The organism is Flavobacterium sp. CFBP9031 (genome assembly GCF_034044945.1).
Classification (GTDB): Bacteria; Bacteroidota; Bacteroidia; order Flavobacteriales; family Flavobacteriaceae; genus Flavobacterium.
The window spans coordinates 92765-118282 of record NZ_JAXCWF010000016.1 but is presented as its reverse complement, the minus strand read 5'-3'; the positions used below and the strand labels follow the sequence as shown (position 1 = coordinate 118282).

Sequence of the window (25518 nt, the reverse complement as noted above, 5' to 3'; positions counted from 1 at the left end):
CACCTCTTCCCATCCCGAACAGAGAAGTTAAGCCCGCCTGCGCAGATGGTACTGCAGTTTTGTGGGAGAGTATGTCGTCGCCTTTCTTTTGAAAACCCCGTTTTTAAATGGGGTTTTTTATTCTAACTTTTACTTATAGAAATATAAGTAATATGGTACCTTAGCTCAGATGGTAGAGCAATGGACTGAAAATCCATGTGTCCCTGGTTCGATCCCTGGAGGTACCACATAATGCTCGGATGGTGAAATTGGTAGACACGCTGGACTTAAAATCCAGTGAACAGCAATGTTCGTGCGGGTTCAAGTCCCGCTCTGAGTACTAAAAACTTCAATTAACAAAAGTTAATTGAAGTTTTTTTTTGGTCTAAACTTAAATAGGTTTTTCTCTTACCATATGCTAAATTATTAAACTTCAAAAGCTGTTTTAATCAGAAATTTTATATTTTTACTTCTATATTTAACTGTAATATCTCATTTTCAGCTATGCAAAATGTTTTCCTTAAAGAAGATTGTGATCAATTTGTTACCAGAATTAATAAGCTTACAACAGATTCTCAGCCGCTTTGGGGAAAAATGTCTGTCGATCAAATGCTGGCTCATTGTAACGTTACATACGAAATGGTTTATGATAATATCCATTCGAAACCAAATGCTTTAATAAAACTTCTGTTAAAGCTATTGGCTAAAAATAAAGTGGTAAGTGAAACTCCTTATCCAAGAAGCCTTGGTACAGCTCCACAATTTATTATTAAAGGCAATCGTGATTTTGAGCTAGAAAAAAGCAGACTAATTTCCTATATTCAAAAAACGCAAGAATTAGGCGAAAAAGAATTTGAAGGAAAAGAATCTCTTTCTTTTGGTAAGTTGTCTTCTAAAGAGTGGAATAATATGTTTGCAAAACATTTGGACCACCATTTATCTCAATTTGGTGTTTAAATAATTTTATAGTTATGAGAATTTATACTATTATGTTTTTTCTTCTTTTAGGATTATCTTCTAATGCTCAAAAGCAAGAAATTCAAAAGTGCATTGAATCTTTTTTTGAAGGATTTCACCTGAGAGATTCAACAAAGATCAAATTGGTTTGTTCGGATAAAATGATATTGCAGTCTATTAGCGAAAGCACTGTGAAAGGAAATAAATTATCTGATGAAAGTGCAAAAGAGTTTTATAAATCTATTGCATCTATTCCTTCAAATATGAAATTCCAAGAAAAAATATTGAGTTATAATATTCAGATTGATGGAACAATGGCGCATGTTTGGACACCATATGAATTTTATTTAAATGATAAATTAAGCCATTCTGGTGTAAATGCTTTTACTTTATTTAAAGAAAAAGATTCGTGGAAGATTATCTATTTGATTGATACAAGAAGAAAATAATTAGTTTTTAAGGATTTCGGTATTGTAGTATAAGCAAATATCAGTTAAAAGACATTCAGGGCATTTAGGTTTAGGTCTGCAGATTTCGCGACCTAGAAATGAAATTGCCATTCCTATTTCTGACCAAATATTTTTCGGTAAAGCCTGCATTAAATCTTTTTCTACTTTATTACCATCTTTAGATTCTTTAATTATTCCAATTCTTGGCGCAACTCTTATTACATGTAAGTCCGCAATAATTCCTTCAGCTGGTTGGCCTGTTTCTCTTAAAATCACGTTTGCAGATTTTCTTCCAATACCTTTCAATGCAGTTAATCCTGACATGGTTAAAGGAATATTGTTATCCTCTTTTATGGTTTTTGCAATATCCAAAAGCCATTGTGCTTTAGTTCCGTGATTGCGAACTTTAGTGATATAAGGCAAAAAAGTTTCTAAATCGGTTTTTGATAGACTTTTTAGCGTTGGGAATTTTTCAAATAAAGCTGGTGCAATTGAGTTGATATTGGCATCAGAATCTTGAGCAGACAAAACAACCATGACTAATAACTGATATGGATTTTGATAATCTAGTGGATGTTTTTTGTTTTTATACTTTTTTAAAATTGGTTTTAATTTAGTTTCCCAATCTAATGTTTCTCCAAATAAATCCATTTTCTAATTTTCTTTAATGTTGATATTTAAATAGTTATCTATAAAGTTAATTGATTTTAATGAATTCTAGAATTTTTTTGATAACATTTTGATTTCCAAGTATTTTCCTGTGGCCTAATCCGTCGGTTAAAAATAAAGATCCATTTTTAAGATTTTCATAAATATGCTTTCCCGCTTTTACAGATACCTCGGGATCATCATTATCATGTATAACCAAAACAGGAATATTGATTTTTTGAGCTGCTCGATAGGCTGAAAAATCATCCATTATTACTTGATATTTACTTTCAAAAGAATCTCTCAAATGATTGCTAATTTCTTTTCGCAAACCCAGTTTAGAAGTGAATTCATCTAAAATATCTTGGATAATATCACCACTTCCTATAATTACAGCTTTTTCTACTTTAAATCCATCTTTAATTGCATTTAGAACTGACATTCCGCCTAGAGAATGGCCAATTGCAATTTCAAAAGGGCCAAATTGTTTTTCTATTTCTAATATAGAAGCTATAAACTCCGACATTATTGTTGTTTTTCCTTTTGATTTTCCATGTGCAGGAGCGTCAAAACTAACTATTGAATAGCCTTTGTTCAAAAGTTCATCAGCAATTTTAAAGAGTTGCGTTCCTCTTCCAGACCAGCCATGTACCAATAAAACTTTGCGTTCACTTTGCCCGTATGCATATGTAACAATACTTTTATCAATTGAAGGGACATAGATTAATTCTTGAATGCTTTTAGCATCCATTTCTAATTCTCTTTTTGGAACTTTATGCTTGATAGGAGTTGTAAAAATCTTTGCAGCAAATTTTGTAACTAATTTTGTGGATATAAAAGCACAAATTTTCGCAGATATTATAATAATCTTAGGAATTTTTAATGATTTAGTAGGATTAATTGCCTTTTTTGCCATTTCAATAAAACTTATTTAAAAGAAGGATTTTGCTTGTTTTTTTGCTAAATTTAAAAAACATAAAAGTAGTATATAAATGATTGCTTCTTATGATAATCCTAAATTAATTTCTGAAATGGAAATATTTCATATTAGCGCAGAATGTTATCCTGTAGCAAAGGTTGGCGGATTAGGCGATGTAGTGGGTGCATTGCCAAAATATCAACAAGCTGCTGGCCATTCTGTTAGAGTTGTAATTCCTTGTTATGACACGAAGTTTAAAAAGGAAAATGATTTTGAATGTGTTCATTGGGGTACAATTGAATTAGGAAATTTTAGTTTTCCGTTTAGTGTACTAAAAGAAAAAACAGATAAGTTAGGTTTTGAATTATATCTAATAGAGATTAATGAATTATTTAATCGTCCGAATATTTATGGTTACGAAGATGATATCGAAAGATTTTTATCTTTTCAGATTGCCACATTGGATTGGATTATAGCACGGAATAAAACGCCAGATGTTATTAATTGTCATGATCATCATACAGGCATTATTCCATTTTTACTTCAGTTTTCTTATAAATATGAAAGTTTAAAAAATGTAAAAACACTTATAACGATTCATAATGGCTTATATCAAGGCTGGTTTGGTTTTGATAAATTATATTATCTGCCAAAATTTGATTTGAGACATGTTGGTTTTTTAGAATGGAGCAATTCTATCAACTCTTTAGCAGTTGCCATTAAATGCGCCAATGCCGTAACTACAGTATCTCCAAGCTATTTAAATGAAATTAATATTTCAGCAAATGGTTTAGAATCTTTATTTAATTCTGTTAGAAATAAATCTAAAGGAATTTTAAATGGAATTGATATTGAAGTTTGGAATCCGATGAAAGATCAAATGATTGAGGAAAATTATTCGATTGAAGATTTTGAAGCTGGAAAAAGAAAGAATAAAGAGAAATTATGCGAACAATTTGAGCTAGATCCATCAAAACCATTATTTAGCTTTATTGGCCGATTGTTTGAAGAAAAAGGAGGTGATTTGCTTCCGCATGCTGCTGCTTTGGCTTTATCTGAAAATTTTGAGGAAATTAATATCTTGATTTTAGGTTCAGGAAATGCAGAGATTGAAACGCAGTTAACTCAGTTGCGAAATGATTATAAAGGAAATTACAATGTTTTTATAGGTTATAATGAAGATTTAGCGCATTTGATTTATGCAGGTTCAGATTATATTTTAATGCCTTCTAGGGTAGAACCTTGTGGATTAAATCAGATGTATGCGATGCGTTACGGAACAATTCCGATTGTTAGAAGAACTGGAGGGTTAAGAGATACGGTTGTTGATTTTGGAGATGAAGGAAATGGCATTTGTCATGATCAGGCTTCTGTAGCCGACATATGCTATTCAATAAATCGTGCTGTTAGGTTGTATGAGGATAAAATAAATTTCAATGAAGTTTTAAAAAGAGGAATGTCAGCAGATCATTCCTGGGAAAGAGTTTGCCAAGAATATATCGAAATATACAACTTAATAATTCAGCAAAATGAAATTTAAAAAGAAAAATGTAGTTGCCATTATTTTAGGAGGTGGACAAGGTTCACGTTTATTTCCATTAACAGAAACAAGGTCGAAACCTGCAGTTCCCATTGGTGGAAAATATCGTTTGGTCGACATTCCGATTTCTAATTGTATCAATTCTGATATTTTTAAAATATTTGTTTTGACGCAATTTAACTCCGCCTCTCTAAATGCTCACATTAAAAACACTTTTAATTTTAGTATTTTAAGTCAGTCCTTTGTAGATATTTTGGCGGCAGAACAGACTCCAGACAATCCAACCTGGTTTCAAGGAACAGCAGATGCTGTAAGACAATGTATGTCACATTTCTTGAAACATGATTTTGACCATGCTTTAATTCTTTCGGGGGATCAATTATATCAAATGGATTTTAACGAAATGCTTGAAGCACATATTGCGGCTGATGCAGAAATCTCTATTGCAACGTTGCCTGTAAATGCTAAAGACGCTCCCGAATTTGGAATTTTAAAGACCAATCACGAAAGTGTTATTGAAGCTTTTATTGAAAAACCACATCCATCGCTATTGCCTGAATGGGAATCGGAGGTGAGCGAACAAATGCAGGAAAAAGGTAAAAAATACCTTGCCTCAATGGGAATTTATATTTTTAATAAATCTTTGCTACAGGAGCTAATGGCTGACCAAGAAACAAAAGATTTTGGTAAAGAAATTATTCCGCAATCGGTTGGAAAACATAAAATATTAAGTTATCAATATGAAGGTTATTGGACAGATATCGGGAATATAGAATCATTTTTTGAAGCTAATATTGGCTTAACAGCAGATATTCCAGAATTTAATTTATTCGATAACGAAAATAAAATTTTCACTAGACCAAGATTATTGCCTCCGTCTAAATTTAGAAACTCAATAATCAACCAATCTTTAATTTCTGAGGGATGTATTATTAATGCCAAAGAGATTAAAAGTTCGGTTATAGGCATACGTTCCCGAATTGGTGAAGGAACTGTTTTGGAGAATTGCTACGTTATGGGGAACGATTTTTATCAAGATCTTGAAGAATTGAACCACGAAAGCAGTATCAATAAAATACATGTTGGTATAGGCGAAAACTGCTTTATTAAAAATGCCTTGGTTGATAAAAATGTGCGTATTGGAAACAATGTTCATATTAGCGGAGGTAAACATTTAGATAATTTTACTAACGAATTGTACAGCATTAAAGACGGAATTGTCGTAGTAAAAAAAGGAGTTATACTTGCAGACAATTTTAGAATTGAATAAAGACTGAAAATTCCAATTTAAATATTCCAAATTCCAAATTCGATAATAATTATCTCTTAAACCAACCATATGACTAAAGTAATCCCACATTCTCTTTTTACTGACTTTGACATAGATTTATTCAAAGCGGGAAAACACTTCAGATTATATGAAAAACTTGGAGCTCATTTAATTGAAGTAGATGGAGTAAAAGGTGTTTATTTTGCTGTTTGGGCTCCAACGGCTCATTCTGTTTCAGTTGTTGGAGATTTTAATTATTGGACACAGGGCGAACATGTTTTAAACGTCCGTTGGGATTCTTCTGGAATCTGGGAAGGATTTATTCCTGATATTTCAAAAGGGGCGCTTTACAAATACAAGATTCAATCTAGTATAAATGGCGTAATTACCGAAAAGGCCGATCCATTTGCGCGCTATTGCGAAAAACCACCTCACACTGCATCTGTGGTTTGGGATCTGGATTATAAATGGAAAGATCATAATTGGATGCAAAATCGTCATGATTATAATGCTTTGGATAAACCCTATTCGGTTTACGAAGTGCATTTGGGGTCTTGGAGAAGAGGAGAACATAATCGTTTTTTGACTTATCTTGAACTTGCCGATGATTTGGTAAAATATATAAAAGAAACTGGTTTTACGCATGTTGAGTTTATGCCAATTATGGAATATCCTTATGACCCTTCTTGGGGTTATCAGCTTACAGGGTATTTTGCACCAACTTCCCGTTTTGGAAAACCACAAGATTTTATGGTTCTGGTTGATCGATTGCATCAAGAGGGAATTGGAGTGATTTTAGACTGGGTTCCGTCACATTTTCCTGATGATGCACATGGTTTAGGGTATTTTGACGGTTCTCATTTATACGAACATCCAGATCGAAGAAAAGGATATCACCCAGATTGGAAAAGTTTAGTTTTTAATTATGGTAGAAATGAAGTTCGAGCTTTTCTAATAAGTAATGCTGTTTTTTGGCTTCAAAATTATCATATCGACGGACTTCGTGTTGACGCTGTAGCTTCAATGTTATATCTTGATTATTCTCGAAAGGATGGCGAATGGGAAGCTAATATTTATGGAGGAAGGGAAAATCTGGATTCTATTAGCTTTCTTAAAGAATTTAATGAAGTAATCTATTCTAATTTTGGTGGTATTCAGACTATTGCTGAAGAGAGCACTTCATTTCCTATGGTTTCAAGACCAACATCTGTTGGAGGTTTAGGTTTTGGAATGAAATGGATGATGGGTTGGATGCATGACACTTTAAAGTATTTTCAAAAAGAAACCGTTTATAGAAAATACCATCAGAATGAATTGACTTTTTCGATGACATATGCTTTTACTGAAAATTTCATGCTTCCATTTTCTCATGACGAAGTAGTATATGGTAAAAATTCTCTTATTTATAAAATGCCTGGCGACGAATGGCAGCGCTTTGCAAATTTGAGATTATTGTACGGGTATATGTTTACGCATCCAGGAACAAAACTTTTGTTTATGGGAGCTGAGTTTGGTCAGACAAGTGAGTGGAATTTTGAACAAAGTTTAGATTGGCATTTGCTTCAGTATGATTTTCATTCTGGAATAAAAAGTTTGATTACCGATTTAAATCAATTGTACAAATCACAGCCAGCATTATACGAAAAACAATTTAGAGGAGATGGTTTTGAATGGATTAATTATTCAGATCATCAAAATGCTATTTTATCTTATATTAGAAAAGGAAATAATCCAGATGAAAATGTGATTGTTGTCTGCAATTTTACTCAAGTCGTTCGCGAAAATTATAGAATTGGTATTCCTAAAAAAGGCAATTTAAAAGAGATTTTTAATACTGATGCCAAAATATATGGAGGAAGCGGTATAGAAAGTACTAAACCATTAAAAATAGAATCAATTTCGTATGATGGCCGAGATTTTTCTGCAGAATTGATTTTGCCTCCTTTGAGTGTTGCCGTATATACTTTAAATTAAGTAAAAATCTTGAAATAAGATTTTGTCATTATATCGTTTCAAAATTATCAAATTGTTGATTTTTTGTTTGGTAATTTGAAGCTCATTCAGAAAAAACGTTTTCGTGAATAAACCTTTTATTCATAGAGCGTTACGAACTTTTTTTGTATGTTTGAGTAGAAGGAAAATGTTAAATTAATTCATTGGAGATATGATTACAAACACATCATTAGAATACAAAGGCGATTTATATCCATCAAAAATTGTCTCTTATGAACATGAAGGAGATTCTATTTTCTTTAATACGGATAACAAAGTAATTTTAAAAGTAACTATTCTTCGTGATAGTTTAATCCGATTTCGTTTTACTACAAAAGGCTATTTCAGCAATGATTTTTCTTATGCCATTGATAAAACTCAGCTTCATGGCTATAACTTCTTGGAGGTCACAGAAGAAGAAACATACTTTCAGATTAGAACTAGTAAAGTAAAATGTAAAATACAGAAAGCAGATCTTCGTCTTTCAATTTACGATTTAAATGATTTTCTTATCCTTGAAGATGAACTTGGTTTTCATTGGGAAGAAAGCTATGAATATGGAGGGAATATCGTAAAAATGAGTAAATATGCTAAAGACGGTGAATGTTATTATGGTTTAGGCGATAAGGCCACTCAAATGAATCTGAAAGGCAAAAGAGTAGAGAATTTTGCCACAGATCAATATGCTTACCAGAAAGATCAAGAACCTTTGTATAAAGTGGTTCCATTTTATATTGGCCTTCATAATAAACAATCTTACGGTATATTTTTCGATAATACTTTCAGAACATTTTTTGATTTTTGTCAAGAAAGAAGAAATGTGACTAGTTTCTGGGCTGAAGGTGGAGAAATGAATTATTATTTTGTTTACGGTCCTCAAATGCAAGACGTAGTAACAACGTATACCGACTTAACAGGTAAGCCAGAATTACCGCCGCTTTGGGTTTTAGGATATCATCAATGTAAATGGAGTTATTATCCCGAAAGTAAAGTCAAAGAAATTACATCAAAATTTAGGGAACTTCAAATTCCTTGTGACGCCATTTATCTGGATATAGATTATATGGATGGTTTTAGATGTTTTACTTGGAATAAAAACTATTTTCCAGATCCTAAAAGAATGGTTTCTGAATTGGCAGAAGATGGTTTTAAAACCATAGTAATTATTGATCCAGGAATTAAAATTGATAAAGATTACTGGGTTTATAAAGAAGCTTTAGAAAAAGATTATTTCTGCAAAAGGGCAGACGGACCTTATATGAAAGGAAAAGTTTGGCCAGGAGAATGTAACTTTCCAGATTATACAAATCCCGCAGTTAGAGAATGGTGGGCTGGTTTATTTAAAGAATTAATTGCAGATATTGGTGTAAAAGGAGTTTGGAATGATATGAACGAACCAGCAGTTATGGAGGTTCCGAATAAAACTTTTCCAATGGATGTTCGTCATATCTATGACGGAAACCCTTGTAGCCATAGAAAAGCGCACAATATTTACGGAACACAAATGGCAAGAGCAACTTACCATGGAGTAAAACGATTTGCTTATCCGAAACGTCCTTTTGTCATAACGAGATCGGCTTATGCGGGAGCACAGCGTTATACATCGTCATGGACAGGTGATAATGTAGCAACTTGGGAGCATTTGTGGATTGCAAATATTCAAGTTCAGAGATTATCTATTTCAGGAATGGGATTTACAGGTTCTGATATTGGAGGTTTTGCAGAACAACCTACAGGCGAGCTTTACGCACGCTGGATTCAATTGGGGGTTTTTCATCCTTTTTGCAGAACACATTCTTCTGGAGATCACGGAAATCAAGAGCCATGGGCTTTTGATGAAGAAGTAATTAATATTACCAGAAAATTTGTGAGCCTTCGTTATCAATTATTACCTTATTTATATACCATGTTTTGGCAATATATTGAAGAAGGAGTTCCGATGTTAAAACCTTTAGTTTATTATGACCAAGACGATACACAGACACATTATCGCAACGACGAATTCATCTTTGGAAATCAGATCTTAGTGTGTCCTATACTTGAACCTAATGCTGTAGGTAGACGTATGTATATTCCTAGAGGAGAATGGTATAACTATTGGACAAACGAATTGTTTATAGGCGGTAAAGAGATCTGGATTGATACAAAATTTGATGAGATTCCAGTGTTTGTAAAAGCGGGTGCTATTATTCCAAAATACCCAGTTCAGCAATATGTAGGCGAATTAGAATTTGATGAATTAACACTTGATGTTTATTACAAAAACGGTAAAGAGCAGTCAGCGGTTTATGAAGATGCTCAAGATGGTTACGATTATAAAAAAGGACGCTACAGTTATTTGTCATTGCGAAATATTGGAAAAGAAAAAGAACTTATTATTCAGCTTCACAAAGAGGGAAAATATATAACTCCTTACACCAAATATAAAATCAATCTTATTGGATTGCCTTTTAAAGTTGCAGAAATCGAAATTGATAACGAAAAGATCGAGTTTAATAAAATTAATTTCGAGCAAAATAATTTCTTACTAATTGATAAAGAGTTTAATGAACTTCATATAGTGGGCGAATAGTTAAATTTTGATATTTTTTTGATTTAATATGTAAAATATTTTATTTTTTTTAATTGTATTTTTGTTAGAAAATAGCTCGAATTATGAAAAAATATATGTTTTTAGGGATTTTTGGAGCACTTGTAATGGCTTGTGCAACAAATCCAATTACTGGGAAACAAAACTTGAATTTTGTTTCAAATAGCGAATTATTCCCTTCTTCTTTTCAGCAGTATAACCAGTTTTTAACAGAAAATAAGGTTATTACTGGAACAGCAGATGCTAGACTTGTAGAAAATGTGGGATATAAAATTAAAGCAGCTGCAGAAAAATATCTAAATTATTTAGGTCAGACACAATACTTAAAAGATTATCGATGGGAGTATAAACTGGTTGATAACAAAGAAGTAAATGCATGGTGTCTTCCTGGTGGTAAAATTGTAGTTTATTCTGGAATTTTGCCAGTTACGCAAAATGAAGCTGGTTTGGCAACTGTAATGGGGCACGAAGTTTCTCATGCTTTGGCAAATCATGGAGCGCAAAGAATGTCTGCCGCTCAATTACAGCAAATAGGAGGAGCAGCTTTAGGAGCAGCAACTAGCGGAAAATCTGAAGCAACACAGCAAATATTTGCACAAGCATACGGAATTGGTTCTGAAGTTGGAGTAATGCTTCCATTTAGTAGAAGTAACGAAAGTGAGGCCGACAAAATTGGTTTGACTTTAATGGCAATTGCTGGTTACAATCCAGATGATGCTGTCGCTTTCTGGAGTAGAATGGCTGCCAAATCTGGTGGAGCTTCTGCACCTGAATTTATGAGTACACACCCTTCTGATGCAACAAGAATTGCTAATATTAAAGCTTTAATTCCAGAAGCTAAAGCAATTGCGTTGAAAGTTGGAACTATAAAATAAACTTTTAGTACACAATAAGTACACAAAATAAAAAAAGCCACTCGTTATCGAATGGCTTTTTTTATTTTGTGAAGTTTATAATTTAATAATGTACGATTTCAATAATTTCCGTTTGATTATCATAAAAAATAGATAAATTCGTAGCCTATTTACAAAACCATTTCTATGAAAAACCTACAAAAAGGAGATAAGAAGCTTTTAAATGCTTGGGCGTTTTATGACTGGGCAAATTCAGTTTATACCTTGACTATTGCATCTGCAGTTTTTCCAATTTTTTACGAAGCATTATTCAGCGACAGAGATCATTATATTGATGTTTTCGGAATGCATCTTAAAAACTCAGCATTAATTAGTTTTATTACGGCATTTGCTTTTATGGTGGTTTCGTTTATTTCACCATTATTATCTGGAATTGCTGATTATGTTGGAAACAAGAAATCATTCATGAAGTTTTTTTGTTACGTAGGAGCTTTGTCTTGTATGGGATTATACTGGTTTGATTTGGATAATATTTATGTCGGATTATTATTCTATTTCCTTGGATTGCTTGGCTATTGGGGAAGTTTAGTTTTCTACAATTCCTATCTTCCAGATATTGCATTTGAAGAACAGCAAGACAGAATTAGTGCCAAAGGATATTCGTTAGGATATATTGGAAGTGTTATCTTATTAATCATCAATTTAGCGATGATTATGAAGCCTAAAGTTTTTGGAATTTCAGGAACTGATGGCGAAGCAGGAATGAAGGCAATGCGTTATTCTTTTATAATGGTAGGAGTATGGTGGATTTTATTTAGTCAGTACACTTACTATTATTTACCAAAAGGAAGCAAAGAATTTGGTCAGAAGCTAACAAAATCTGTAGTATTTAATGGCTTTAAAGAATTAAAAAAAGTTTGGACGCTATTACAAGAGAATATTCCTTTGAAACGATATTTAGGAGGTTTCTTCGTCTCTAGTATGGCTGTACAAACGGTAATGCTTGTAGCAACCTATTTTGGAGCTCAGGAAATTCAGTGGGAAACTAAAGAACAAAGTACAATAGGTTTAATTGTTTGTATTTTAATCATTCAATTGGTAGCTGTTGTTGGAGCTGTTTTGACCTCTAGAGCTTCAGAGAAATTTGGAAACGTACCCACTTTAATATTTATCAACGTAATTTGGGCAGTATTTTGTGCGCTTGCCTATTTTATTACTTTGCCAACACATTTTTATGTAATGGCAACAGTTGCCGGATTTGTAATGGGCGGAATTCAAGCATTATCTCGTTCGACTTATTCAAAATTATTGCCTGATACACAAGATACAGCATCGTTTTTTAGTTTCTATGATGTTGCAGAAAAAATCGGAATTGTAATCGGAATGTGCGTTTACGGAATTATCGATCAAATTACCGGAAGCCCTCGTGCTGCAATTGTAATCTTGGCCGTATTTTTTGTTATATCCATATTTCTATTGAGAAGAGTGCATAAAAAAGACGTTTCAAAATAATCGAAACGTCTTTATACTACAATATCGCAAAGTGCAATTAATTATTGATTGATGATAGTTTTGTAATTTGCGATATTTTTATTTAAATAATTAACCTTTGTAAATTTTTCCAGACCCCGAAACTTTTACATCTCTTTTCTCTGGATTTCCTAGATACTTAATATTTCCAGAACCAGAAACTCTTCCCGTAATACTACTTTCGCAAGTTACTACGCTATTTCCAGAACCTGAAACAGTAACATCTACAGTTTGTGATTTTAAATTTGAAGCATTAACGTTTCCTGATCCTGATATTTTGCTTGTAAAAGAATCTGCTTTCCCTTTTAAAACTATATCTCCCGAACCACTTAGCGCTAAATCAAAATTTCTAGAATCAACATCTAAATCAAAATTTCCTGATCCAGAAAGTTTTGCAGAAAAACTATCGCTATTGATTTTGTTTTTGCTTTTAACATCTCCAGATCCAGACAATGTAACTGCTGATATTTTTTCGAAAGGAACTATTACTTGTATCTTTTTGCCCATACTGGTACGAAGTTGTACTCCTCTCTCAATATAAACTTTCAATTCATTTCCTTCAACTTCCACTTTAATTTTAGACAATAAATTTTCTTCTCCTTTAAGAATAATTTTTCCTTCTTTTCCTGATACTAAATCTACATCAAAAAATCCTGAGATTCTTATGCCATCATAGTCTCCAGTTGTTCTTGTTTCGGTAGTGACAGTACCGTTTCCGCTTATTTTTGTTTGTGCGTTAGAATTTATTGCCATAAAAAGTAGGCTTAATGCTGTAAGTAAAATTGACTTTTTCATTGTTTTGATTTTTAGATGATTAATTTTTTGTTAGGGAAATATTTCCGTAGTTCGAATTGATATTGATTTTATTTTGACCTTTTTTCTTGTAATAGCCAGCAATTCTTTTACTGTTACTTTTAACCTCAGAGACAGAAATCTCTAAAGAATTATCATGTTTAATGTTTGAATATCTTGCAGAAATATCAAAATCAAATGCATAATTGGGTACGTAACCAATTGAAATATCTGTATATCCTGAGTTTATGCTAATGTTCCCCGCTTTTTCAGTTACAGTCCCGATACTGATTTTACTGTAATTGGTATCGTAGCTAAAGTTACTGGAAATTTCGCCAATAATGAAAGTTAAATAATTTCCAGAACCACTCAAAGAATTGATTTTTTGAAATTTAAACGTTCCGTAGTTGCAATCTGCTTTTATGTTTTGGCCATCATTAAGATTAACATCTGTATAATTTGCGCTTAGATTCAAGTTCCCAGAATCATTAATTTTAAGATTCGAATATCGAGCATCAATATTTCCTGTTTTTATGTACTCTATGCTTGAATTTTGGCAGTATTGAATAGAGATTTGATTACTAGATCCATTTAGTTTTCCTAAAGCCACTTTTCCATATTTACAGTCAATATCTGTAGAAGCTTCAGCATTTGGTACCGAAATATTACCGTATTTATTAACCAATTTAATTGATCCGTTTTTAGGAATTTTAATCACATAATTGATCTCAAAACTATTATTACTTCCCTTGCTTTTAAGATTAGAGCTTCCTAGTTTGGTTACGGCAGAAACTAGACCTTTAAGCGCCGTGATATCAACATCGATACTGTTTAATCTTTCGTTTACCCAATTTTCATTTGGGCCATTTACCTTTATAGTAATATCCAGATCAATTTTATCTTCATCCCAAGTGGTTACAGTGATGCTTCCATATTTGTTATCAATATCGATTCCTGCATTAGAATTAACGATATAGGTTTTTTTAATGTTTTTTTGTTTAGTAACAAAAGCATCATCATTTGAAAAACCTAAGAAAGGAATCAAAAGAAATAAGATTAGTAAGTTATAGTGTTTTTTCATTAGAGTTGTTTTTTAATTTTTCGTTGTCTTCAATTCTTTTCAAAACGGTTTGTAAAAAAGAAATACGCGTTTGAAGATTGCTAATCATCGCATAAATAATTTGTTTATTCTCACCATTTTTTTGCAGTTCGTTTATGATTTTCTGATAATCAGCGTCAAAAGTTTTCATCTGATTCATAGCATCAGTAATAATCTGCTGATTTTCTGGTGAGTTTTTCTCTTTTAGCTTAACCAGTTCATTATCGATTAGAATATTGAAAATAGAGTCTGTACGTTTAGTTTCTTTAGAAGCAAATTTGAATTCTTTTGGTTTTTCATTTTTATAAAAAAGAGAAACTCCAAGCATCAATACAATCGAAGCGGCAATAGCAGTCGCGAACCAGTATTTTTTCTTAGGCTCTTTTTTGTTTAATTTTTGCAGAAAATCTACCTGGTGATCAGAATTTAATTCCTGAATATCCCATTGGTTTTCAAATCTTTTAAATAAGTCGTCTAAATTGTCTTTTTCATTTTTCATAATTCCAATTCATTTTATATTTCTTCCAATTTTTTTCTCAAACTATCTTTGGCTCTACTCAAGGTTGTTCTGCAATTTGCATATGTAATGTTCAAAATCTCGCAGATTTCTTCTTGATCGTAACCTTCAATGTAAAAAAGAGTCAGCACCATTCTGTAATTATCTTTCAGCTGCAAAATGGTATCTAAAACCTGTTTTAGTTTTAGAGCGTTTAAGTCAATATTTTCAGAAAGAATTCCGTCGTTTTCTTCGATTTTATAAAGCTGTTTACTTAAATCTTCTACATGAAAAGAGTTGTTTTTCTTGTAAAAATCGATGCTATAATTGATGATTATTTTTTTTAACCATGCGCCAAAAGCCACTTCTTGTTTATAGTCATTGATTTTTGTAAAAGCTTTTAAGAAACCTTCCTGCATGACGTCTTGTGCAAAATGTTCGTCTTTTACAATACGAAAAGCCACGTTATACATCGCCTTACAATAGCGATTGTATATTTCAAACTGCGCTTTCTGGTTATTGTTTTTACAGAGCGCAATTAGTTCTTCGATATTTTGGTTGTTTATATTCAAGTAGTGGCTTTTGGTTTTTAATATAGACTTGGCTTTTTTTTGTTTGTTACAGTTTTGATAAAAAAAAATAAAAATATTTTTTGATTTTACGTAATGCCGTAAGGTATAATACATTCATTGCTATAATTTCACATAAAATTTAACTACCAAAAACAAATTCAATAATGAGAAAATTAAACAAATGCTTTGTAATTCTGTTTGTTATGACAGGATTTATGTTAACATCATGTAGCAATGACGATTCTAGTGAAAGTGCTGGAGAATCAACAGGTGATTATTGGCCTTCTAAAGTCGGTAATCAATGGGTTTTTAATCAAGATGGCGCTGAAAGCACAGTAAAAATTCAAAGTTCATCTAATAAAGATGGCAATACGTATTATAAATTTAACCAATTATTTGGTGCTACTGACGAAATTTCTGGAACGGCAGGTGCTTCGCTTAAAAAAGTAAAAGGAGATTATTACATCGTTATTGATGAAGTAAATTATAGTTCTGAAGGAATAACGGGAAAATCAACTGGATATGAATTTATTCTTTTTAAGGATTATCTGGATGTAAATCAAACATGGAAAGGATCTTATTCTCTAGAAACAAGCTTTAACATACCAAGTTTTCCTTCTTTGAAAATGAATGCAAATTACACAGGTACTATTTTAGAAAAAGGAATAAGCTTAAAGGTAAAAGAAGTAACCTATAGTAATGTAATCAAATTTAAACTGCATATTGAAGCTAGCGCGCAAGGACAAAGTTCTTCATCAGATACATTTTATTGGATCGCTAAGGATGTTGGAATTGTAAAATTAGAATCGTCTGGTACTACTTCAGAACTCGTTTCTTACTCTTTGAAGTAATGGATAAATAAAATGTTTGAAGCCCGAAAATCTTTTTTCGGGCTTTTTATTTTCTAAACTTTAAAATGGATTGTATTTTAAAATTGACTAATAAGAATTATTTAAGATTTAAGTTTGTTTTGGCATAATGATTGTCTATTTTTATGCCCTATCTTGTAATTGAAAAACGAAACACGTTTTTGGTAAAACTTCAATAAGCAATACTCCATTTATAGATAGCACAGAAAATTTAATGACAAAAAGACTTATATTTTATTATGTCAAACCATAAAATACTTACTATTGACAATCTGTCACTTCAAGAATTTGACTCAGAGGCAGAATTAATTCCATTATTGACTCCAGAAGACGAAGAGGAAATGAATAATGAAGAACTTCCTGTTTCTCTTCCGATTTTACCTTTACGCAATACTGTTTTATTTCCTGGAGTTGTTATTCCAATTTCTGCTGGAAGAGATAAGTCTATTAAACTGATTAATGATGCTAATGCAGGCGGAAAAATAATTGGTGTAGTTTCGCAAATTAACGAAGAAGACGAAGATCCGTCAAAAGATGATATTCATAAAGTTGGAACTGTTGCACGTATTTTACGTGTGCTTAAAATGCCTGACGGAAATGTAACGGTTATTCTTCAAGGAAAAAAACGCTTTGAAATTGACGAAGTTGTTTTAGAAGATCCCTATATGACAGCAACGATCAAAGAAGTTGCTGAAGAACGACCAGATGAAAATGATACTGAATTTACTGCTATTTTAGATTCTGTAAAAGAATTGGCAATTCAGATTATCAAAGAAAGTCCAAACATTCCTTCAGAAGCTACTTTTGCTATTAAAAACATTGAAAGCCAATCGTTTTTAATCAATTTTGTTTCGTCTAACATGAATTTGTCAGTAAAAGAAAAACAAGGTCTTTTATCGATAAATGGGTTAAAAGAACGCGCTTTAGAGACTTTACGTTATATGAATGTAGAACTTCAAAAACTAGAATTGAAGAACGACATTCAGTCAAAAGTTCGTTTTGATTTAGATCAGCAGCAAAGAGAATATTTCCTTCACCAGCAAATGAAAACCATTCAAGAAGAATTGGGTGGCGTTTCTCAGGAAGAGGAAATGGACGAAATGGGGCAGAAGGCGAAAACCAAAAAATGGGATGAAAAAACGCAGAAACATTTCGAGAAAGAATTGTCTAAAATGCGTCGTATGAATCCGCAATCGCCAGATTTTGGAATTCAGCGCAATTACTTGGAATTGTTTCTGGAATTGCCTTGGGGCGAATATTCTAAAGATAAGTTCGACTTAAAACATGCACAGAAAATTTTAGATAAAGATCATTTTGGACTTGATGAAGTTAAGAAAAGAATGATCGAGCATTTGGCAGTTTTAAAATTGCGAAATGATATGAAATCACCAATTATATGTTTAACAGGGCCTCCAGGAGTTGGTAAAACTTCAATCGGTCGTTCTGTTGCAGAAGCTTTAGGAAGAGAGTACGTTCGTATTTCTTTGGGAGGCTTGCGTGATGAAGCGGAGATTCGCGGTCATAGAAAAACGTATATTGGAGCAATGCCTGGACGTATTATTCAGAGCTTGAAAAAAGCAGGAACATCAAATCCTGTATTTATTTTAGACGAAATCGATAAATTATCAAACAGTAATAGTGGCGATCCATCTTCAGCTTTGTTAGAAGTTTTAGATCCAGAGCAAAACAGTTCTTTCTACGATAATTTCCTTGAAATGGGATATGATTTATCTAAAGTAATGTTTATTGCAACTTCAAATAATATGGCTACAATTCAGCCAGCTTTGCGTGATAGAATGGAAGTGATCAAAATGTCAGGCTACACCATTGAAGAAAAGGTTGAAATTGCCAAAAGACATTTATTTCCAAAACAATTAGAAGCTCACGGTTTAACCGCAAAAGATTTGACTATTGGTAAAAAGCAATTAGAAAAAATCATTGAAGGTTATACGAGAGAATCGGGTGTTCGTAATTTAGAAACAAAAATTGCGCAAGTAATAAGAAATGCAGCAAAATCTGTTGCAATGGAAGAGGAGTACAAAAAGAAAGTTACAGATGAAGATGTTGTAGCGATTTTGGGAGTGCCAAGATTAGAGCGCGATAAATATGAAAATAACGATGTTGCAGGTGTTGTAACAGGTTTAGCTTGGACTAGTGTTGGAGGAGATATTTTGTTTATCGAATCTTTGATTTCTGAAGGAAAGGGATCTCTGACAATTACCGGAAACCTTGGAACTGTAATGAAAGAGTCTGCTACGATTGCTTTAGAATACATTAAAGCAAATGCTAAGAAATTAGGCATTAGTACAGAATTATTCCAAAAATACAACATCCACTTGCACGTTCCAGAAGGAGCAACTCCAAAGGACGGACCAAGTGCTGGTATTGCAATGCTTACTTCTTTAGTTTCGCTTTTAACTCAGAAAAAAGTGAAGAAAAGTTTGGCTATGACTGGAGAAATTACGCTTCGTGGAAAAGTATTGCCGGTTGGTGGTATTAAAGAAAAAATCTTAGCGGCAAAAAGAGCAGGAATTAAAGAAATTATTCTTTGCCACGAAAACAAAAGCGATATTGATGAAATCAAAGCAGAATATTTAGAAGGCCTAAGTTTTCATTATGTAAAAGAAATGAGTGAAGTTTTAGCTTTAGCTTTAACAGATCAGAAAGTAAAAAATGCTAAAGATTTGAAATAAATATTTCTTTTGGCTGAATATGTAAATTCCAAATTCCAATTTTAATGATTGGAGTTTGGAATTTTTTTATTGGACTTTATTTTTAGTGTTATATAATTTTATATTTGCACTTGCGTTATTCCCATATAGGTGCGCCAAAAACAAATGCTTAAAAAAGTTGTTTTATTTTTTATAATCTTAATTTGTTCGTCTTCTTTCGGACAAGTTGGAGGGCGCTACACTTACCAGTTTTTAAATTTGACCACTTCGCCAAGACAGGCGGCATTAGGAGGAGATATTATTACCATATATGATGAGGATGTTAATCAAGCTATGTCGAACCCCGCTCTTATAAACGCAGACATGGACAATCATTTGGCATTAAATTACGGAAGTTATTATGGTGAAGCCTCTTATGGTACAGCATCGTATGCTTATACTTATGATAGACATGTGCAGACTATTTATGCTGGAGTTACTTATGTGAACTATGGTACATTTGAAGGTTATGATGAAAACGGACAGGCAACTTCTAATTTTACAGGAAGCGAAGGTGCATTATCGGTTGGATATGCGTACAATGTTCCTTATACCGATTTATACATTGGAGCAAGTGGTAAATTGATCACTTCTTCTTTAGAAAGTTATAATTCGATAGGTGGTGCAGTCGATTTGGGTTTTTTATATGTAGATGAAATGAATGACCTAAATTTCGCCCTTGTATTTAGAAACATGGGGACACAGTTTACTACTTATTCAGGAATTAAAGAAAATCTTCCATTTGAAATTGTAGCAGGTATTTCTCAAGAATTAGAACATGTTCCAATTCGCTGGCATCTTTCTCTAGAAAATTTACAGCAATGGAATATCTCTTTTTCAAATCCAGTTCGTGGAGAAACGAATATCGATGGCTCTACAAGTCCAGAAAAAGTTTCTTTTGTAAACAATGCGCTAAGACACGTAGCTTTTGGCGTTGAGCTTTTCCCTAAAAAAGCATTCAATTTTAGAGTAGGATATAATTTTAGAAGAGGCGAAGAATTACGAGTAGACGAACAGCGTAACTTTTCGGGCGTTTCTTTGGGGTTTGGTTTAAAAATGAATAAACTGAAATTCAATTATTCATATTCTAGATATACGTTGGCGGCCAACACAAGTCTTTTTGGTTTAACATTAAATTTTCAATAAGTAAATGAAACTGTTCTATTTGGCTTTGTTTATGTCAATAAGCTTTTTTACGGGTTCTAAACTTTCTTTTAAAGAAGAAGAAACTATTTCTACAATAGAAATGGAAAGAATTAATGGTAGAATTACTGGTATAAAAGACATGATTACTACCGATCATAAGTACAATCAGAAAATAGTTTTTTTAATTGATATGAAGGTGCCTTCTGGAAGAAATCGCTTTTTTGTTTACGATCTGCAGAAAGATGAAGTTGTAGATCAAGGTCTTGTAGCTCATGGTTCTGGGTCTGAAACAGGTGTAAGAGGAGCGCTTAAATTTAGCAATATGCCAAACTCTAATTGCACTGCTCTAGGTAGATATTCTGTTGGAAAAACCTATAAAGGCATTTTTGGAAAAGCTTATCGATTGGCTGGTTTAGAAGAAAGCAATAACAATGCTTTAAAAAGAGCAATTGTTTTGCATCATTATTCTGCGGTTCCTTACGAAGAACAGGATTATTATATAAGCAATAGTCACGGATGCCCGATGGTAAACGAACAGTTTTTTAAAAGAATAGAAAAAATTATTGATAATTCTAAGTCCAATATCCTTATGGATATTTACTATTAATAAAAGAGCGTAAGAGTGTCCAAAAGAAAGTCAAAACTTTTTATTGTCGAATAGTTTTAGTCTTCAATATTGAAAAGTTTTTTTTCTGAATCTAAATCAATGAAAAAAATAATTATTGTATTCCTTTTTATTCTTGCGCTTTTTGTCGGGTATTTGCTGCTGTCCGATAGTAAAGAAATTGGTTTATTGTCTTCTGATGATAAAAGAATTGAATTTCAAATTGCTGACATAAAAAAGCTGATAAACAAAAATCCGCAATACAATAACAAAATAGCCTTCTTTGTTGATATGAAAATTCCTTCGGGAAAAAATCGCTTTTTTGTTTATGATTTAAAAGCAGATAAAATTATCGATAAAGGTTTGGTTGCCCATGGTTCTGGTTCTGAAACAGGTATTAAAGGTAAACTTCGTTTTAGCAACGTTCCCAATTCATTAAGCACTTCATTAGGGAAATATTACATTGGAAAACATTATTACGGAAAGTTTGGTAGAGCATATAAGCTCTACGGATTGGATAAAACGAATAGTAATGCTTTTAAACGAGATATTGTTTTTCATTACTATTATGATGTTCCATATGAAGAGAAAGATGGCTACATTTGCAATAGTTTTGGCTGTCCTATGGTTAATAAAAAATACTTTGATAGAATATCACGACTAATTGATAGTTCTGAATCGAATATTTTGATGAGTATTTATTATTAAAAATCAACTGTCATTAAAAGAATAAAAATTTAAAAATAAAAAATTGAAAAAAATTACCATTGCTATCGACGGATTTTCATCTACAGGTAAAAGCACTCTTGCAAAACAATTAGCAAAAGAATTGGAATATGTTTATGTAGATACTGGGGCGATGTATCGTGCCGTAGCCTATTTTGCTATGCAACATAATTTGATTGAGGCTGATTTTTTTAAGAAAGAAGCTTTGATTAAAGTATTATCTGATATCAAATTAGAATTTAAGTTTAATTCGGATTTAGGTTTTGCAGAAATGTATTTGAATGGTGAGAATGTAGAGAAACAAATTAGAACAATAGAAGTTTCTAATTTTGTTAGTAAAGTAGCAGCTGTTTCAGAAGTTCGTTCTAAGTTGGTAGAGCAGCAGCAGGAAATGGGAACCAATAAAGCCATTGTAATGGATGGAAGAGATATTGGAACTGTAGTTTTTCCGAATGCAGAATTAAAAATATTTATGACCGCAAGTGCAGAAACACGTGCACAAAGACGTTTTGATGAACTACAGGAAAAAGGTGATAATGTTTCTTATGAAGAAGTTTTGAAAAATGTTGTAGATAGGGATTATATGGATACACACCGCGAAGATTCTCCTCTTGTAATTGCCGATGACGCTATTGAGATTGATAATTCTTACTTAAATAAAGAAGAACAATTTGCTGCAGTTTTAGAATTAGTGAATGATGTTGTTAAAACAGCATAATTTTTTGCAGATATTATTTTAAATGGTAGTTTTACCGCTTCATTTTTACTAAAGAACAATTTTTATCATATGGGGATTAAAAATAGATTGATTTTAATGAGCTTTCTTCAATTTTTTGTTTGGGGAGCCTGGCTTATAACAATTGGAAATTATTGGTTTGGAACAAAAAACTGGGAAGGAACTCAATTCGGACTAGTTTTCGGAACCATGGGAATCGCTTCTCTTTTTATGCCTACACTTACAGGTATTATTGCCGACAGATGGATTAATGCCGAAAAATTATACGGTGCGCTTCATATTCTTTATGCGGTAGTTTTATTCGGAATTGCACAAGTTACTACACCAGATACTTTTATTATTGTTATGCTTTTAGCGATGTGCTGTTATATGCCAACAATTGCTTTAAGTAATTCAATATCTTATACTTCGCTTAAATTAAATAATAAAAACATTGTAAAAGATTTTCCGCCAATTCGTGTTTGGGGAACAATTGGTTTTATTGTGGCCATGTGGATTACGAATTTAAGTGGAAGTAAAGCAACTGAATATCAGTTTTATATTGCTGGAGTTGGTGCTTTAATTCTTGGAGTATATGCTTTTACGTTGCCAAAATGTGAACCGCAGCGTTTGATTAAAGAAAATGCAACTTGGATTGAAACTTTTGGTTTAGAATCTTTCAAATTGTTTGCAAACTACAAAATGGCTTTGTTTTTTGTTTTTTCTATGTTTTTAGGAGGAGCATTACAATTGACAAATGCTTATGGCGATGTATTTTTAGATGAGTTCAAGCATTTTCCAAAATACGCAGATTCTTTCGTAATAAAATATTCGACTATTATAATGTCGATTTCTCAAGTTTCTGAAACCTTGTTTATTCTAGCAATTCCGTTTTTCTTAAGACGCTTCGGTATCAAACAGGTTATGTTGATTAGTATGTTGGCTTGGGTTCTTCGTTTTGGATTATTTGCGTTTGGAGATCCGATAGGAGGGTTATGGATGATTATTTTGTCTTGTATCGTTTACGGAATGGCATTTGATTTCTTCAATATTTCGGGTTCTTTATTCGTAGAAAGCAATACAGATTCTAAAATTCGTTCTTCTGCACAAGGTTTATTTATGATGATGACCAATGGAGTAGGAGCAGTTTTAGGAAGTTTAACTTCTGGATGGGCAATTGATCGTTTTTTTACCAAATCATTTGCTAACACAACAGAATTGGCTGGATTTTTACAAACAGATGCGACTAATGAGAAAATGGTAGAATTTGTAAAAGGACAAGGAAATTCAATTTCTGCAGACGGAATTTTTACAAATCCAATTTTGATGAAAGATTGGCACACGATCTGGTTATCATTTGCAGCTTATGCTTTGGTGATTGCAATCGCTTTTGCTATTTTGTTTAAACACAAACATGATCCGAAGGAAATTGAGAATTTGAGTCATTAATATCTCTATAATTATATATAAAATCCCGTTTTCAATATATCGAAAACGGGATTTTTTTAGTGAAGAATTTAGAAAACTTATTTTAGAGAAGCAATCAGATCTTCTACTTGCCTTTTTTGTTCTGCATATTTTTGTTGGAGCTCGGAACCTTCACCCATTCGGCTGTAATATTCAAGACCTTTATTGGCGAAGAATTTTTTGTGAAAGTTGGATATTTCCGGAATTTGCGGAAACTGAATATGAAAGTTCATTTCGTAATAAGCTTGCCATTCTCGTTCATTTTTATCTAAAACATAAGGTTTTATTGTCTTTTGATTGACGTGAACCATTTCGTGAGTGATTAAAACAAGCATTAATTCTAACTGAAATTCGAAGGTGTTTTCAGGTATTCGAATGATTTGAGGTTTCCCAAAATCTCCTTCAGTTGTCATGAGGATAAAATCTGGTTTGGCGCTTTCTCTAAACTCAAATCCTTTTAAGTTAGCATTTTTGAGATTATACTTTTTTAATAACCAATAAACAGCATTGATAACTTGTCCTTTTTCATGCAAAGTCTTTATTTTTATTTTTATTTCATCAAGTGTCATGGTTATAAGATTATAATAAGGAATTAAAGTTATAGATAAATTTACATTTAATTTGGGAAGCAAAGTTTTTTTTTGTAGGTTTTTGTTTATAATTTAAGCATTGTATATTTGCTTTTAAAATTGCAATATGTTATCTCACTACAAGAATTCTCTTCCTCCATTTCGTGCTGTACGTTCGATTTCTAATGCATTTTGGGGTTTTACTACTGGTGTTTTTCTTCTGTTGCTGGTCTTAGCAGGAGTTTGTCTGATCATTTATTTGATAGTAGAATTACTTACAGAACCTTTAATGTCTGGAAAAGAGATTTTAGGCTTAATTGTTTTGGTATTATCCATTGCCAGTGCAATTGGCTTTTTTATTTATAAGGTAGTCTATGAAAGAAGTAAACGATACATCACTACTATAATAGATGAAAATGGAGTTCATTACTTTAACAGATTCAATAATACGATTGTGAATGAGTTGTTGTGGAGTCAATTTACAGAAAGACTCTTAGGAGAACAAAAAGGAATTTATATCGCAAAATTTGATATTGATTGTTTGGCTTATAATTCAAGAGGAGGCAGGTCGGAAGGAGGTATTGTAACGAAACTTTTTTGGAGGATTAAAGTAAATGAAAAAGAAATAATACACAGCGAATATTTTACTTCCAGTCATCTTTTTAGCGGCATTTATATTAATCGAGAAGATTTGATCCGGGCATTTTTATTGGGTTTAGCGCATTACAGGCCTGACCTTACAATAAATCCTTGGATTTTTATTGCAAACTCAATCAATATCAAGGATTATACTTTTTATCCAAAGTCAATATTTGTTAATGTGCTTATGGTATTGTTCTTTGTATTGTTGATGCTGTTTATTTTGTTTTTGTTATATGAAAGTTCAACTCCATTAGAACAGGAAAATGTTCTGAGAATGATTCATGATTCGTTTGCAAAACTTAAAAGTTTAATGGAATTTTAAAGATTGTAAATGATCATAAATCCGAAAGATTTAAAACCTGTCATGTTTGTTTTATTTACG

23 protein-coding genes, 2 tRNA genes and 1 rRNA gene are annotated in these 25518 nt (G+C 32.3%); 19 read left to right on the top strand and 7 right to left on the bottom strand.

Features of this window, described 5'->3' with window-relative positions; translation table 11 throughout:
* From rrf to SOM12_RS22340, 5 genes are all read left to right on the top strand, one after another.
* Nucleotides 1–86: ribosomal RNA gene (rrf, locus tag SOM12_RS22360) — 5S ribosomal RNA — on the top strand; the annotation flags it as partial.
* A gap of 68 nt (nt 87–154) precedes the next feature.
* Nucleotides 155–227, top strand: a tRNA-Phe gene (locus tag SOM12_RS22355).
* A 6-nt stretch (nt 228–233) separates the two neighbouring features.
* Nucleotides 234–319, top strand: a tRNA-Leu gene (locus tag SOM12_RS22350).
* 164 nt (nt 320–483) lie between these two features.
* On the top strand, nt 484–936 hold the full coding sequence (locus SOM12_RS22345) for a DUF1569 domain-containing protein (RefSeq protein ID WP_320495560.1): 453 nt from the start codon (nt 484–486) through the stop codon (nt 934–936).
* Nucleotides 937–950: 14 nt separating this feature from the next.
* Complete coding sequence (locus SOM12_RS22340) at nt 951–1385, top strand: nuclear transport factor 2 family protein (protein WP_320495559.1); 435 nt, start codon at nt 951–953, stop codon at nt 1383–1385.
* Here SOM12_RS22340 and SOM12_RS22335 read toward each other — a convergent pair whose 3' ends face one another.
* A complete protein-coding gene (locus SOM12_RS22335) occupies nt 1386–2036 on the bottom strand; it encodes an endonuclease III domain-containing protein (protein WP_095931116.1) in 651 nt (216 codons plus the stop codon).
* A 46-nt stretch (nt 2037–2082) separates the two neighbouring features.
* Complete coding sequence (locus tag SOM12_RS22330; protein ID WP_320495558.1) at nt 2083–2949, bottom strand: alpha/beta hydrolase; 867 nt, start codon at nt 2947–2949, stop codon at nt 2083–2085.
* A 115-nt stretch (nt 2950–3064) separates the two neighbouring features.
* Between SOM12_RS22330 and SOM12_RS22325 the strand changes: the two genes are divergently transcribed.
* From SOM12_RS22325 to SOM12_RS22300, 6 genes are all read left to right on the top strand, one after another.
* Nucleotides 3065–4492: a glycogen synthase gene (locus SOM12_RS22325; protein ID WP_320495562.1), complete on the top strand. Its 1428-nt coding sequence runs from the start codon at nt 3065–3067 to the stop codon at nt 4490–4492.
* Nucleotides 4482–5762, top strand: coding sequence for a glucose-1-phosphate adenylyltransferase (locus tag SOM12_RS22320; protein WP_320495557.1), 1281 nt, complete (start codon nt 4482–4484; stop codon nt 5760–5762). Before SOM12_RS22325 ends, SOM12_RS22320 begins: the two co-directional genes overlap by 11 nt.
* 69 nt (nt 5763–5831) lie before the next feature.
* Nucleotides 5832–7736 carry a 1,4-alpha-glucan branching protein GlgB gene (gene glgB, locus SOM12_RS22315; RefSeq protein ID WP_320495556.1) on the top strand — a complete coding sequence of 635 codons (1905 nt, stop codon included), beginning with the start codon at nt 5832–5834 and terminating at the stop codon, nt 7734–7736.
* Between the two features lie 190 nt (nt 7737–7926).
* Nucleotides 7927–10326: a glycoside hydrolase family 31 protein gene (locus SOM12_RS22310; protein ID WP_320495555.1), complete on the top strand. Its 2400-nt coding sequence runs from the start codon at nt 7927–7929 to the stop codon at nt 10324–10326.
* 83 nt (nt 10327–10409) lie between these two features.
* Entirely contained in the window at nt 10410–11219 is an 810-nt protein-coding gene (locus SOM12_RS22305; RefSeq protein ID WP_095931121.1) for a M48 family metallopeptidase, read from the top strand.
* A gap of 165 nt (nt 11220–11384) precedes the next feature.
* A complete protein-coding gene (locus tag SOM12_RS22300; protein ID WP_320495554.1) occupies nt 11385–12710 on the top strand; it encodes an MFS transporter in 1326 nt (441 codons plus the stop codon).
* 90 nt (nt 12711–12800) lie between these two features.
* Here SOM12_RS22300 and SOM12_RS22295 read toward each other — a convergent pair whose 3' ends face one another.
* The 4 genes from SOM12_RS22295 to SOM12_RS22280 are packed head-to-tail and all read right to left on the bottom strand — an operon-like array spanning nt 12801 to nt 15687.
* Complete coding sequence (locus tag SOM12_RS22295; RefSeq protein ID WP_320495553.1) at nt 12801–13523, bottom strand: head GIN domain-containing protein; 723 nt, start codon at nt 13521–13523, stop codon at nt 12801–12803.
* 19 nt (nt 13524–13542) lie between these two features.
* Nucleotides 13543–14601, bottom strand: a complete 1059-nt coding sequence (locus SOM12_RS22290; RefSeq protein WP_320495552.1) for a hypothetical protein — start codon at nt 14599–14601, stop codon at nt 13543–13545.
* Entirely contained in the window at nt 14585–15118 is a 534-nt protein-coding gene (locus tag SOM12_RS22285) for an anti-sigma factor (protein WP_320495551.1), read from the bottom strand. The genes SOM12_RS22290 and SOM12_RS22285 overlap by 17 nt, the downstream gene beginning before the upstream one ends.
* Nucleotides 15119–15132: 14 nt before the next feature.
* Complete coding sequence (locus SOM12_RS22280) at nt 15133–15687, bottom strand: RNA polymerase sigma factor (RefSeq protein WP_320495550.1); 555 nt, start codon at nt 15685–15687, stop codon at nt 15133–15135.
* Nucleotides 15688–15851: 164 nt separating this feature from the next.
* On the opposite strand from SOM12_RS22280, the gene SOM12_RS22275 reads away from it, so the two are divergent.
* The 7 genes from SOM12_RS22275 (at nt 15852) to SOM12_RS22245 (ending at nt 23907) form a co-directional block, all read left to right on the top strand.
* Nucleotides 15852–16538 carry a hypothetical protein gene (locus SOM12_RS22275; RefSeq protein WP_320495549.1) on the top strand — a complete coding sequence of 229 codons (687 nt, stop codon included), beginning with the start codon at nt 15852–15854 and terminating at the stop codon, nt 16536–16538.
* 257 nt (nt 16539–16795) lie between these two features.
* On the top strand, nt 16796–19249 hold the full coding sequence (lon, locus tag SOM12_RS22270; protein ID WP_320495548.1) for an endopeptidase La: 2454 nt from the start codon (nt 16796–16798) through the stop codon (nt 19247–19249).
* A 144-nt stretch (nt 19250–19393) separates the two neighbouring features.
* Nucleotides 19394–20413 carry a type IX secretion system protein PorQ gene (gene porQ, locus SOM12_RS22265; RefSeq protein WP_320495546.1) on the top strand — a complete coding sequence of 340 codons (1020 nt, stop codon included), beginning with the start codon at nt 19394–19396 and terminating at the stop codon, nt 20411–20413.
* 4 nt (nt 20414–20417) lie between these two features.
* Nucleotides 20418–21020, top strand: coding sequence for a murein L,D-transpeptidase catalytic domain-containing protein (locus SOM12_RS22260; RefSeq protein WP_320495545.1), 603 nt, complete (start codon nt 20418–20420; stop codon nt 21018–21020).
* A gap of 99 nt (nt 21021–21119) precedes the next feature.
* A complete protein-coding gene (locus SOM12_RS22255; RefSeq protein ID WP_320495544.1) occupies nt 21120–21725 on the top strand; it encodes a murein L,D-transpeptidase catalytic domain-containing protein in 606 nt (201 codons plus the stop codon).
* A gap of 43 nt (nt 21726–21768) precedes the next feature.
* Nucleotides 21769–22461, top strand: a complete 693-nt coding sequence (gene cmk / locus SOM12_RS22250) for a (d)CMP kinase (RefSeq protein ID WP_320495542.1) — start codon at nt 21769–21771, stop codon at nt 22459–22461.
* Nucleotides 22462–22530: 69 nt separating this feature from the next.
* On the top strand, nt 22531–23907 hold the full coding sequence (locus tag SOM12_RS22245; RefSeq protein WP_320495540.1) for a nucleoside permease: 1377 nt from the start codon (nt 22531–22533) through the stop codon (nt 23905–23907).
* 77 nt (nt 23908–23984) lie between these two features.
* Here the strand turns inward: SOM12_RS22245 and SOM12_RS22240 are convergent, their stop codons facing one another.
* Nucleotides 23985–24494 (bottom strand): hypothetical protein, encoded by a 510-nt coding sequence (locus tag SOM12_RS22240; protein ID WP_320495538.1) that lies wholly within the window; start codon nt 24492–24494, stop codon nt 23985–23987.
* Nucleotides 24495–24621: 127 nt separating this feature from the next.
* Between SOM12_RS22240 and SOM12_RS22235 the strand changes: the two genes are divergently transcribed.
* Nucleotides 24622–25458 carry a hypothetical protein gene (locus SOM12_RS22235; protein WP_320495537.1) on the top strand — a complete coding sequence of 279 codons (837 nt, stop codon included), beginning with the start codon at nt 24622–24624 and terminating at the stop codon, nt 25456–25458.
* Nucleotides 25459–25518: the final 60 nt, after the last annotated feature.